Raw genomic sequence first — 12,741 nt, 5'->3', positions numbered from 1 at the left:
ACCCGCCCGCACATCACGAGACCCCGGCTCAGGGCCAGACCAAGCAGTAGGGCTGATGCCCCGCCTCATGCAACCGATGGCTGAAGTCCTGCCACTCGTGCAGCAACTGGTAGACGTTGAACGCGTCCCGGGGCCCGCCCCGGTCCGGCACGGTCGACCAGATGAACGCCGCCGCGCCGACCGCCTCCTCGCCGATTCCCCGGAGGGGGTCGACGACGGTCATCGGGAGTTTCACGACCGCGTAGTCCGGGTGCAGCACGACCAGTTCGAGCGGCGGCACCTTGTGCAGGGGGACGCCCTCGATGCCGGTGAGGACCATCGCGGCCATCGTCTCCGGCTTGATCTTGGTGAACATGCCGTTCATGCCGAGCTCGTCGCCGCCGAGCTCCTCGGGGCGCATCGAGATGGGCACACGGGCCGCGGTCGCGCCGTCGGGCGCGCCGAAGTATTTGTACGTCACCCCCACCCGACCACCATTCCTGCTCCCCGCCCCCAGCCGGTCCACTCGACGATCACGACGATCAATACGTCGGTCGGCCCGCTCCGGCTCATTCGGACCGCCCGGTGCCTGATGTGCTTCGCCGGCTTCCTCCGCCTCGCGTCGGTGCCTTCCCCGCCGGGCACGTCGAGGACCCAGGTCATCGGTCCCCTCGCCCAGTCCGCCACCGCGATGCATATCTCCACCCGACTGCTTTTCTAGGACGCGCGGCCCCCGCCGCGCAACCCGATCATCGTGTCAGTGACCTCCCCCACGGCCGCCCGCCGAAACGTGCGGGGAAACAACAGTCCGCAGGATCATGTCCAGGGTCATGTCCCAGTCTCGCAGATGGCGGAGGGTCGCCCGCGAGTTTGTGGCAGCGGCCCCCCGCTTTGCCGGAGTCACTCCGCCGTCGGCCTACCCTGATGAGGTCACCCTGTCCAAGAAGGTGGGAGAAGCCGCAGGTCATGAGTGAAGCCAACTCCTCGGGAGCGCTGCCGGCAGCGCTCTACCCCTACGAAGCGCCCGTCTCGCAGGCACTGTTCGACCGTGCGACCGCCGTCACGCCGGGCGGCGTGAACTCCCCGGTGCGCGCCTTCCGCGCCGTGGGCGGCACCCCCCGCTTCATGGCCTCCGGCACCGGCCCGTACCTCACCGACGCCGACGGGCGGGAGTACGTGGACCTGGTGTGCTCCTGGGGGCCGATGATCCTCGGGCACTCCCACCCCGAGGTCATCGCCGCCGTGCAGGAGGCCGTCGCACGCGGTACGTCCTTCGGCACGCCCGGTGAGGGTGAGGTCGCCCTCGCGGAGGAGATCGTCGCCCGGGTCGAGCCCGTCGAGCAGGTCCGGCTGGTGTCCAGCGGTACCGAGGCCACCATGTCGGCGATCCGGCTCGCCCGCGGGTTCACCCGGCGGTCCAAGGTGATCAAGTTCGCCGGGTGCTACCACGGGCACGTGGACTCGCTGCTGGCTGCCGCGGGCTCCGGCGTCGCGACCTTCGCGCTGCCGGACACCCCCGGCGTCACCGGCGCCCAGGCCGGCGACACGATCGTGCTGCCGTACAACGACCTGGAGGCGGTGCACGCCGCCTTCCACGCCCACCCCGGCGAGATCGCCTGCGTGATCACGGAGGCGTCGCCCGGCAACATGGGCGTCGTACCGCCGCTGCCCGGGTTCAACCAGGGACTGAAGGACGCCTGCGCGCAGAACGGGGCGCTGTACATCTCGGACGAGGTGATGACCGGCTTCCGTACCAGCCACGCCGGCTGGTACGGCATCGACGGGGTCCGCCCTGACCTGATGACCTTCGGCAAGGTCATGGGCGGGGGATTCCCGGCCGCCGCCTTCGGTGGCCGGGCCGACGTCATGGCGCACCTCGCGCCGGCCGGGCCCGTCTACCAGGCCGGCACCCTCTCCGGGAACCCGGTCGCCACCGCCGCGGGCCTCGCCCAGCTGCGGCTGCTCGACGACGCCGCGTACGACAAGGTGAACGCGGCCTCGGAGCAGATCCAGCGGCTGGTCACCGAGGCGCTCACCAAGGAGGGCGTGGCGCACCGGCTGCAGAGCGCCTCCAACATGTTCTCCGTCTTCTTCACGGACCGCGCCGTGCGGAACTACGAGGACGCCAAGGCGCAGGAGTCCTTCCGCTTCACCGCGTTCTTCCACTCGTTGCTGGCGAACGGCGTCTACCTGCCGCCGTCGTCCTTCGAGTCCTGGTTCGTTTCCACGGCCCACGACGAGCGGGCCGTCCAGAAGATCGCCGACGCCCTCCCGGCGGCGGCCCGAGCGGCGGCGGAGGCCACGGCGGCATGAGCGGCAACGGCAACGGCAACAACGACATCACCGTCGTCCACCTCATGCGGCACGGCGAGGTGGAGAACCCGACCGGGGTCCTCTACGGCCGGCTGGCCGGCTACCACCTCTCCGAGCTGGGCCGGCAGATGGCCGAGCGGGTCGCCGAGCACCTCGCCCCGCGCGATGTGACGTACGTCGCCGCCTCCCCGCTGGAGCGGGCGCAGGAGACCGCCACCCCGATCGCCAAGGCGCACGGCCTGGACCTGGGCACCGACGAGCGGCTCATCGAGGCCGAGAACGTCTTCCAGGGCAAGACCTTCGGTGTCGGGGACGGGGCGCTGCGCCGGCCGGAGAACTGGAAGCACCTGGTCAACCCCTTCAAGCCGTCGTGGGGGGAGCCGTACGTCGACCAGGTCGTGCGGATGATGGGCGCGCTGAACGCGGCCAAGGACCGGGCGCGCGGGCACGAGGCCGTACTGGTCAGCCATCAGCTGCCGATCTGGATCGTGCGGTCCTACGTCGAGCGGCGGCGGCTGTGGCACGATCCGCGCAAGCGGCAGTGCACGCTCGCCTCCCTGACGACTTTCACATACCAGGGTGACAGGATCGTTTCCGTCGGCTATTCCGAGCCCGCCCGCGATCTCGTTCCGGCCCATCTGCGGGCCGGCGCCAAGCCGGTGAAGGGTCAGCAGGGGAAGGCGTACGGGGCCTGACGCAGGCCTGATGCGCGCCTGAGAGATCCGTCACAGGCGCCGGGACAAACCCGTTACATTTGTTGCGGATTATCTGAATAACCGAGGAACCTACCGGTTCGTCACGCCCTCTCAGTTGGTGACCACCAGCAGGACGTGACGAATCGGGGTCCTCATGCGCACCTTCTCCCGCCGGGGAATGCTCGGCCTCGGCGCGGCCACCGCGGCCGCCGCCTCACTCGCCGGCTGCGGAACGTCCGGCGCGTCAGACGACGGAAGCCGCAACTCCGGTTCCCGCGAGGGGCGCTCCCGGGGACACGGCGAAGGCAGCGGCAGCGATGCCCACCCCGCCCGCCCCATCGGCGACGGCTCCACATCCTTCACCGGCAAGCAGCCCCACCAGCCCGCCAGGCCCGAGCCGCTCCAGCCCGGCCAGGAGCCGCCGCAGTTCGTCATCTTCTCCTGGGACGGGGCGGGCGAGGTCGGCAACGGACTCTTCCCCCGCTTCCTGGACCTCGCCAAGGAGCACGGCGCGAGCATGACCTTCTTCCTCTCGGGGCTGTACCTGCTGCCCGAGTCGAAGAAACGGCTGTACAACCCGCCGAACAACCCGCGCGGCGCCTCCGACATCGGCTACCTCACCGACGACCACGTCAAGGCCACACTGACCAACGTCCGGCGCGCCTGGCTCGAGGGCCACGAGATCGGCACCCACTTCAACGGGCACTTCTGCGGCGAGACGCACGGCTCGGTCAAGTGGTGGACCCCGCAGCAGTGGAAGAGCGAGATCGAGCAGGCGAAGTCCTTCGTCAAGCAGTGGCGGACCAACACCGGCTGGAAGGACCTGCCGGCGCTGCCGTTCGACTACGACAAGGAGCTCGTCGGCGGTCGTACGCCCTGTCTGCTCGGCCAGGACCACCTGCTGCCCACCGCCCGCGAGCTCGGCTGGCGCTACGACGCCTCCTCGCCCGGCGGGCGCCAGGTGTGGCCGGACAAGCGCATGGGGATCTGGGACCTGCCGCTGCAGCAGATACCGTTCCCCGGGCACTCCTTCGAGGTCCTCTCGATGGACTACAACATGCTCGCCAACCAGTCCGTCAACTCGACGAAGGCCCCGGCCTACAACTACCCGCACTGGCGGAAGCAGTCCGCACAGTCCTACATATCCGGATTCCAGCGGGCATACGAGACAAACCGGGCACCCTTCTTCATCGGCAACCACTTCGAGCACTGGAACGGCGGCATCTACATGGACGCCGTCGAGGAGGCGTTCAAGCACATCGCGCGCGAGAAGGAGAAGGGTGCCGACGTCCGCCTCGTCTCCTTCCGCCAGTTCGTGGACTGGATGGACGCGCAGAAGCCCGAGGTGCTCGCCAAGCTGCGTACCCTGGAGGTCGGGCAGCGGCCCTCGGGGGGCTGGAAGGGCTTCCTGTCGGACACCGGGAAAGCCGCTTCGAACGCTGCCTGAAATGCGGTTTTCCGCCCGCAAGGGGGGTGCCCGACAGCCCTGGAAAGGGCATGCGAAACTTTTCACATGAGTACCCGCAGCCGCGCCATCCTGCTCAGCGCCGTGGCCGCCACGGCGGCCCTGACCCTGTCCGCATGCGGCAACGGCGGCATGTCCGGCGGAGGCGGCAACACCAACTTCGTCACCGGGAAGAACGGCATCGCCACGGTGCCGAAGGGCAAGCGGGTCGCCGCCCCCGATCTGTCCGGCAAGACCGTCGACGGCAAGTCCCTCGATGTCGCCGACTACAAGGGCAAGGTCGTCGTCATCAACGTCTGGGGCTCCTGGTGCCCGCCGTGCCGGGCGGAAGCCGGCTACTTCGCCAAGGTGTCGAAGGAGTACCAGGGCAAGGGCGTGCAGTTCGTCGGACTCAACACCCGGGACTCCACCACCACCCCCGCGGTCGCCTTCGAGAAAAGCCACGGGATCACCTACCCCAGCCTGTACGACCCGACCGGCAAGATGATGCTCCGCTTCAAGAAGGGCACGCTCAACCCGCAGCTGATCCCCTCCACCCTGATCCTCGACCGGGACGGGAAGATCGCCGCTCGGGCGTTGCAGGCCCTCAGCGAGGAGAGCCTGCTGAAGATGCTCAAGCCGGTCCTCGCGGAGAAGTGACGTGAGCGCGCTCGTGACGCTCGCCGCGGAGACGGGTCCGAACCAGACCGTCCTCAACGGCGCCCTGCTGATCGCCCTGCCCATCGCGGTGCTCGCCGGGCTCGTCTCCTTCTTCTCGCCCTGCGTCCTGCCGTTGGTCCCCGGCTACCTCTCCTATGTGACGGGAGTCACCGGAGTCGACCTGGAGGAAGCCCGGCGGGGACGGATGGTGGTGGGCGCGTCCCTGTTCGTGCTCGGCTTCACGGTGGTCTTCGTCTCCGGCGGGGCGATGTTCGGCTTCTTCGGGCAGACGCTGCAGGAGTACAAGGACGTTCTGTCCAGGGTGCTCGGCGTGCTCATGATCCTGATGGGCGTCTTCTTCATGGGACTGATGCCCTGGCTGACCCAGCGCGAGTTCCGCTTCCACAAGCGGCCGGCCACGGGCCTGGCGGGCGCGCCCCTTCTCGGCGCCCTGTTCGGGATCGGCTGGACGCCCTGCATCGGCCCCACCCTCGGCTCCGTCGTCGCCCTGTCGTCCCAGCAGGCGAGCGCCGGCCGCGGCGCCCTGCTGACCGTCGCCTACTGCCTCGGCCTCGGCGTCCCCTTCGTCCTCACCGCGGTCGCCTTCCGCAAGGCCCTCGGTGCGTTCGGCTGGGTCAAGCGCCACTATGTCTGGGTGATGCGCATCGGCGGCACGATGATGATCCTGACCGGTGTGCTCCTGCTGACCGGCGCGTGGGACCGTCTCGTGCAGGAGATGCAGACCTGGTCCAACGGCTTCACTGTGGGGATCTGATCGATGAGCAAGACCACTGCCGACAACGCCCCGGGCGGAGCCGAGGACCAGGGCCTCGGGGCGGCCGGCTCCCAGCTGTCCACCGCCCCGCGGGAGGAGCTCTCCGGTGTGCCCGGTATGGGCGTCATCGGCTGGGCCCGCTGGTTCTGGCGCCAGCTGACCTCCATGCGGGTGGCGCTGCTGCTGCTCCTGCTGCTCTCGCTCGGCGCGATCCCCGGTTCGCTGATCCCGCAGACCGGCATCGACGCCACCAAGGTCGCCGGCTTCCGCAGGTCCCACACGACGCTCGCGCCGGTCTACGACAGGCTCGGGCTCTTCCACGTCTACAGCTCGGTGTGGTTCTCCGCGATCTACATCCTGCTGTTCGTCTCCCTCGTCGGCTGCATCGTCCCGCGCACCTGGCAGTTCGTCGGCCAGCTGCGCGGCCGTCCGCCGGTCGCGCCCAGGCGGCTGACCCGGTTGCCCGCCTACACCACCTGGCGCACGACGGCCGACCCCGAGCAGGTCCGCGAGGCGGCGCTCGCCCTGCTGAAGAGGCGCCGCTTCCGCGCCGACCTCACCGGTGACGCCGTCGCCGCGGAGAAGGGCTACGTCCGCGAGCTCGGCAACCTGGTCTTCCACATCGCGCTGATCGTGCTGCTGATCGCCTTCGCCTCCGGCCAGCTGTACAAGTCGGACGGCACCAAGCTGATGGTGGAGGGCGACCCGGGCTTCTCCAACGTGCTGCCGATGTACGACGACTTCAAGTCCGGCAGCATGTTCACCCCCGACGACCTGGTGCCCTTCAGTTTCGACCTCAAGGACTTCAAGGCGACGTACGAGACCAGCGGCCCCACCAAGGGCACCCCGCGCACCTTCCAGGCGAAGATCGACTACAGCAAGGGCGCGGACGGCAGGGCCAAGTCGACCACCATCAAGGTCAACGAGCCGCTGAAGATCGACGACGCCAAGGTCTACCTCGTCAGCCACGGCTACGCGCCCGTCATCACCGTCCGCGACGGCAAGGGCGACGTCGTCTCCAAGGACGCCGTACCGCTGCTGCCGCTCGACGGCAACGTCACCTCGCAGGGCGTCGTCAAGGTCATGGACGGCTACAAGAACGCCCAGGGTGTCAGCGAGCAGCTCGGTGTCCAGGCCTTCTTCCTGCCGACCTACGGCGGTGGCTCCTCGGTCCTGTCGAGCTTCCCGGCGCTGAACAACCCGGTGCTGAACCTGACGCCGTACTACGGCGACCTCGGCGTCGACGCGGGCATCCCGCAGAGCGTGTACCAGCTCGACAAGACCCATATGAAGGGCTTCAAGGACGCCAAGGGCAAGCAGCTCAGGGGCAACCTGAGGCCCGGGCAGACCATGAAGCTGCCGAACGGCGCCGGCTCGATCACCTTCGAGAAGGGCGTCAAGGAATGGGCGGGCTTCGAGATCGTCCAGGAGCCCGGCAGCGGCTGGGCCCTCGGCGGTGCGCTCGCCGCGATCTTCGGTCTCGCCGCGTCCCTGTTCATCCAGCGCCGCCGCGTCTGGGTGCGGGCCGCGCGCGGCGCCGACGGCGTCACGGTCGTCGAGATGGCCGGCCTCGGCCGCAGCGAGTCCGCCAAGGTGCCGGAGGAACTGGGCGACCTCGCCGGAATCCTCTACGACCAGGCGCCGGGGGCACCCGACGACTCGGAGGCGGAGTCGGACGGTGTGTCCGACTCCGACGCCGCAGTTACTGCCGAAGGGGCTGAGCATTGAATCCTCTCCCTCACAGATCCAGGGAGATTCCTGGCTCACGCCGCCCAGCGGACCAGCGGTCCGCCAGGTCTTCCACGATCAACGCCAGCCGGGTTGAAACCAGCCCGGTAACACGACCGCAAGCTTCCCCGCAGACCTCACCGCCCGACGGCAAATCGCCGGGATATCACCCGAAGGAGTGCTGAGGTGACTCTCGCCGCCGCCACCAATGAACACCTCGCGAGCATGAGCAACACGCTCATCTACTCGTCGATGGCCGTCTACACCCTGGCCTTCTTCGCCTACATCGCCGAATGGCTCTTCGGCAGCCGCAGCAGGGTGGCCCGCACGGCCGCCGCGCTCACGCAGGACGCCGACGCCGCGAAGGGGGGTCCCGCCGTCACGGTGAAGCAGGCCGGCGGGACCGCCGTACTGGAGCGGCCCAAGGTCGTCGTGCGCTCCGCGTCCGGGGCCCGGGACGTGCCGGACGGCCCCGGTGCCCACGGCGGTGACGAGCAGGGCGACCTCTACGGCCGGATCGCGGTCTCCCTCACCGTGCTCGCCTTCTTCGTGGAGCTGGCCGGCGTCGTCTGCCGCGCGGCCTCCGTGGAGCGGGCGCCGTGGGGCAACATGTACGAGTTCAACATCACCTTCTCCACGGTCGCCGTCGCCGTCTACCTCGCGCTGCTGGCCCTGAAGAAGAACGTCCGCTGGATGGGCCTGTTCCTGATCACCACGGTCCTCCTCGACCTGGGCCTCGCGGTCACCGTCCTCTACACCGCGAGCGACCAGCTGGTCCCGGCGCTGCACTCGTACTGGCTGTACATCCACGTCTCCACCGCGATCTTCTGCGGCGCGGTGTTCTACGTCGGCGCGGTCGCCACGATCCTGTACCTCTTCAAGGACTCGTACGAGAACAAGTTGCAGACCGGCGGCAAGCCCGGAGCCTTCGCGACCTCGGTGCTGGAGCGCCTGCCCGCCTCCTCCTCGCTCGACAAGTTCGCCTACCGCGTCAACGCGGCCGTCTTCCCGCTGTGGACGTTCACGATCATCGCGGGCGCGATCTGGGCGGGCGACGCCTGGGGCCGCTACTGGAACTGGGACCCCAAGGAGACCTGGTCCTTCATCACCTGGATCGGCTACGCCTGCTACCTGCACGCCCGTGCCACGGCCGGCTGGAAGGGCCGCAAGGCCGCCTACCTGGCGATGATCGCGTTCGGCTGCTGGCTGTTCAACTACTACGGCGTCAACATCTTCGTGACCGGAAAGCACTCCTACGCGGGCGTCTGAGCCCCAGGGGCCGGCCCGAGGGCCGGCCTGAGGCGTCCGTTCCCGGTCATGTCCACGCTTCGATCAGCACCGGACACCCCTTAGGACGGCGGCAGGCACTCCTTCCCCGGCGGCTTCCCCTCCGGCCAGGCGGTCTTCACGAAGCGGGAGCCGCCCTGCGGAACGAGTTCCACGATCGCCACGGCCTTGTCGTACGGGTTGCCGTGCGCGTCCAGGCAGATCCAGCCGCCGGCACCGCCCAGCCGGAGCGCGCCCTGCACCTGGGGCCACTCGTGGCCCACCGTGTCCAGCGCCGGAGTCGCCGAGCCGCGGTGCGTGGCCATACGGATGCCGCGCACGGCGAGCCGTACGGCGTCGTAGCCGATGATCAGCTGGCCGTCGTCCAGGCCCACCTTGCCGATCGGGCCGACCGGCCCGCGCCCGCCTTCCGCCACCAGCTGCTGGAGGTCCCGCGCGTCCTTGGCCGAGCCGCCGGTGGCCGACGCGGGGGCCGCCTTCCAGGCGTCCGGGTGGGCGAGGGAGGTGTAGCGCACCGAGAGGTTGTGCTCCAGGGCGCCGCGTTCCAGCTTCCTGTCACCGGTCAGGTACGAACCCTCGTCACCGGTGAGGACGGTGAACCTCCGGTCCGCGCAGCCGCGTCCGCCCAGCGCGTTGATGAACTGCCGCAGCTGGGTGTGCCGGCCCGCGAACAGGATCGTGTCGGTCGTCCCGGGCGTGGAGCACAGGATCTGCGTGATCTCCCAGAACGTGTTGGCGGTCGTGCCCTCCTCGCTGCGGTCGGCGGGCGGGTAGAACGGCCGCGGCTCGTACCGCGAGCCCTTCAGCAGCGCCGTGAACGCGCTCTGCAGCGTCCGCGTGTACGGGTCGCCGGGCTTGTCGTACACCAGCAGCGCCCGGCCCGCGCTCACCTTCGCGAAGGAGGCCAGCGCACGGGCCTCGTCGGTGTTGGTCGGTGAGACCCGTGCCAGCCCCGGGAACGGGTCCTTGCCGCCCTGGCCGTTGGCCAGGTCGTCGGCGGTGATGGAGGAGCCGACCACCGGGATCCCGCGCCGGGTCAGCTCCTTCACCGCCTTCTTGTTGTTGTCCGTGCTCTGCCCGATCCCGGCGACCGCCCGCAGCCGGTCCGAGGTCCTCGTCATCCCGTCCAGCTCGTCCACCGTCAGCTGCCAGTGGTCGCCGGCGGCCCCGGGGTTGGCGAGCACCAGCCGGATCGCCGGCGCCTCGCCGTTGGACCGGTGGTTGGCCTGGTACTGGGCCAGGTAGGCGCCCTGGAGCTGGTGCTGGATGTCGGCCAGGTTGGCGGGGGCGGTCGAGGTGAACGGCAGCATCAGGGCCACCGTGACGTACCTGCCGGGCTTCAGCCGCTGGTTCTCCCGCTCGATCGCCCGCACCGCGTCCCGGAACTGCGGCCGTCCGAAGTCGTACGCGCCCGTCGCCACGCCCACGCACTCGTCGCTGCCCTCGGGCCGCACCACCCCGGCCGCACAGGACCGGTCGTCGTGCGCGAGCGTGCGCACCGCGAAGACCAGGCCGACCAGCAGGGCCACCGTGACCAGCAGCGCCAGATAGCGGCGCAACGGGATCTCCCACACGCCCTCGCGCACCCACGTGCCCACGCCCCTGCGCGCCATCACGCCTCCCCGTCCGGTCCGCCGGTGCCGTCGCCGTCTTCCTCGTCGTCCCACGCGTCCAGCGGGCGCCCGGCGAGCACGCTCGCGGGCCAGTCCCGGGAGGCCCGCCACAGCAGCGCGTTGCCCGCGGGCCGCAGATTGGACAGCTGCTCCAGCTCGAAGCGCAGCCGGTCGCACACCTTCGGATCCGGCAGCACCAGCGGGTCGGTCAGCTGCCACACCGCGTGCAGCAACCGCCGCACCCGCAGGTGCAGTACGGCGTCCACGCCCGGCGGCGGTTCCTGCACGGCGTCCGTGCGGCCCAGCGCCACGTCGGCCCGCCGGTCGCCCCGGCCGCCGAAGTCACGGCCGTCGGCGTCGTGCGCGTGGAAGTAGGGCGCGGCGGCGACGAAGCGGAGGGTGCGCAGCCAGCTGCGGGTGTCGGCGGTGGCGAAGGTGTCCCGCAGATGCGCGACCGCGGAGTCCGGGGACCCCAGGGCGAGTTCGTGGTACAGCCGGTAGCCGGCCCGGCCGGGTTCCTCGCCGGCGTCCGGCGCGTAGTGCGCGATCAGTGTCTCGTGCGCCGTCCGCCAGCCGCTGTGGTCGGCGTCGCGCAGATGCAGCCGGAGCAGCAGCAGGGTCCGCACGAAGGGGTCGCCGACGAAGTGCCCGGGCGTGCCCGGCAGTCCCTCCTGGGCGAGCCGGGTCTGCAGGGCCCGTACGTCCGACGGGCCGAAGTCGTCCGGGAGGAGCGCGGTCGCCAGGGCGCAGGCGGAGTCGTGGTCGTGGGCGGCGGCCAGCACGGTGAGTTCGTCCAGCCGGTCGGCGGGCACCAGACGGTCGAGCAGCTCGCGGTAGGCCGGGGCGCCGTCATGGTCCTCGTGCAGCCGCACCTCGGCGGTGAGCAGCTCACCGAGGGAGGTGGCTCCGGGCAGGTGCTGCGCGGCCGACTCGGCGAGCAGGGCTATGCCCAGCGGATTGCCGCCGGTCAGCCGGTGTGTGGCGTGCGGGAGTCGGGGCGGCACCGGGGTGTCGTCGCAGACCGCGCCGACGATGTGCAGGGTGTCGTCGGGGCTGAGCGCGGGCAGCGACACCAGCAGCGCCCGGGAGGACGGCACGGCCGCGTCCGGGGTCCATTCGCTGCGCCGGGCCACCTCGGGCAGGCTGCGGCGGACGGCGTTGCGCAGCGCCTCCCGGCCCTCACCGCGCCGGGCGCCGACGAACACCACCCGGTCGGCGATACCCTCGGCCCGGTCCCGCAGCACGGCGTCGACGAGTCCGGGCCCGGGCGGGGCCTGCGCGTTGTCGATCAGCACCAGCGGCCGGCCCAGCCGCTGCATGCGGGGCAGCACACCCGTGTACGCCTCGGTCAGGTCGGTGAGCAGGGCCCGTACGAGATACCGCTCGGCGTGCTCCCGTGAGGTGCCGCCCGCCCGGAAGTGCCCCGCCAGCAGCATCAGCCCGCGCTGGGCGTGCCCGCCGGCGTTGGGATACGTGCGGTACCACACGGAGGCCTTCTGGTGCCGCCGGTGCGAGAACCCTTCCGCGACGGACTCCAGGGTGGCCTCGATGGCCCCCGACAGCAGTGGACCGGTGCCGGTCGCGGCGGCGACGACCTTCGCCGCGACCTTCCCCGCCCACCGTCCGGCGAAGCCACTGATCCACGACCCGCTCTCGCCCAGCAGCAGGATCCGCTCGACCTCCCGCCGGATCCGCTCGGAGTCGGCGTCGCCCCAGCCGCTCGCGGCCACCGCGACCAGGCCCGACATCAGCCGCGGGAACTGGATCCGCCCGGCACCGGTCACCGGCTCGGCGAGCTGCTCGGCGACCACCAGCAGCGCCTGGGCCACCGGCGACCAGGACTCGGCGGGCCGGTCCGCGGGCGGCCGGGCGAACTGCTCGTCGGCGCAGTCGATCAACGCGACCGGTGTGTGTCCCCGGTACGCCTCCCGTAATTCGCCGAGCACCGCGCTCTTGCCCAGCCCCCGGGCCCCCGTGAACAGGACGAAGGGCAGCTCCTTCGGATGCTCGACCGGATGCGCACGATGCTGGTACGGGCGCAACCCCACCAGCCGCGGAGCGAGCCCGGCCGGATCCGTGTCGAACAGGGCCCCCCGCCCGTGCAGACGTCTGTGCACCGCATCCCCCCTTGACTCAAGTGTAGGAAGAGGTAGCTGCTTCCGACTAGATCGCGTGATGTCCGTTGGGTTACGAAATTGGGCGGAGTGTCGGCATGGAGCGCCGGAGTGCCGGCATGGAGCGCCGGAT

The 12,741-nt window shown here is 70.4% G+C and carries 10 protein-coding genes; 7 read left to right on the top strand and 3 right to left on the bottom strand.

Annotated features, from left to right (window positions below):
• Window positions 1-28: 28 nt before the first annotated feature.
• The gene (locus ACWC21_RS12785) at window positions 29-676 is read right to left on the bottom strand and encodes a hypothetical protein (RefSeq protein ID WP_450880953.1); all 648 of its coding nucleotides are present in this window, start codon (window positions 674-676) and stop codon (window positions 29-31) included.
• A 269-nt stretch (window positions 677-945) separates the two neighbouring features.
• On the opposite strand from ACWC21_RS12785, the gene hemL reads away from it, so the two are divergent.
• The 7 genes from hemL to ccsB all read left to right on the top strand — a co-directional run bounded on the left by hemL (window position 946) and on the right by ccsB (window position 8,863).
• Window positions 946-2,292, top strand: coding sequence for a glutamate-1-semialdehyde 2,1-aminomutase (hemL, locus tag ACWC21_RS12780; protein ID WP_450880951.1), 1,347 nt, complete (start codon window positions 946-948; stop codon window positions 2,290-2,292).
• Window positions 2,289-2,987, top strand: coding sequence for a histidine phosphatase family protein (locus ACWC21_RS12775; protein ID WP_450880949.1), 699 nt, complete (start codon window positions 2,289-2,291; stop codon window positions 2,985-2,987). The genes hemL and ACWC21_RS12775 overlap by 4 nt, the downstream gene beginning before the upstream one ends.
• 154 nt (window positions 2,988-3,141) lie before the next feature.
• A complete protein-coding gene (locus ACWC21_RS12770) occupies window positions 3,142-4,434 on the top strand; it encodes a hypothetical protein (protein WP_450880947.1) in 1,293 nt (430 codons plus the stop codon).
• Window positions 4,435-4,500: 66 nt separating this feature from the next.
• The gene (locus ACWC21_RS12765) at window positions 4,501-5,091 is read left to right on the top strand and encodes a TlpA family protein disulfide reductase (protein WP_450880945.1); all 591 of its coding nucleotides are present in this window, start codon (window positions 4,501-4,503) and stop codon (window positions 5,089-5,091) included.
• A gap of 1 nt (window position 5,092) precedes the next feature.
• Complete coding sequence (locus ACWC21_RS12760) at window positions 5,093-5,866, top strand: cytochrome c biogenesis CcdA family protein (RefSeq protein ID WP_450880943.1); 774 nt, start codon at window positions 5,093-5,095, stop codon at window positions 5,864-5,866.
• Window positions 5,867-5,869: 3 nt separating this feature from the next.
• Window positions 5,870-7,594 (top strand): cytochrome c biogenesis protein ResB, encoded by a 1,725-nt coding sequence (gene resB / locus ACWC21_RS12755; RefSeq protein ID WP_450880941.1) that lies wholly within the window; start codon window positions 5,870-5,872, stop codon window positions 7,592-7,594.
• Between the two features lie 225 nt (window positions 7,595-7,819).
• Window positions 7,820-8,863, top strand: coding sequence for a c-type cytochrome biogenesis protein CcsB (gene ccsB / locus ACWC21_RS12750; protein ID WP_450881078.1), 1,044 nt, complete (start codon window positions 7,820-7,822; stop codon window positions 8,861-8,863).
• 80 nt (window positions 8,864-8,943) lie between these two features.
• Here the strand turns inward: ccsB and ACWC21_RS12745 are convergent, their stop codons facing one another.
• Together ACWC21_RS12745 and ACWC21_RS12740 are read right to left on the bottom strand one after the other, a co-directional pair.
• The gene (locus ACWC21_RS12745) at window positions 8,944-10,494 is read right to left on the bottom strand and encodes a hypothetical protein (RefSeq protein ID WP_450880939.1); all 1,551 of its coding nucleotides are present in this window, start codon (window positions 10,492-10,494) and stop codon (window positions 8,944-8,946) included.
• On the bottom strand, window positions 10,494-12,611 hold the full coding sequence (locus tag ACWC21_RS12740) for a hypothetical protein (protein WP_450880937.1): 2,118 nt from the start codon (window positions 12,609-12,611) through the stop codon (window positions 10,494-10,496). Before ACWC21_RS12740 ends, ACWC21_RS12745 begins: the two co-directional genes overlap by 1 nt.
• Between the last annotated feature and the right edge of the window lie 130 nt (window positions 12,612-12,741).

The sequence above is a fragment of the Streptomyces sp. NPDC001348 genome (assembly GCF_053597535.1).
Note: the sequence above shows the minus strand (reverse complement) of the source record. Positions and strands in the feature narration are given on the sequence as shown.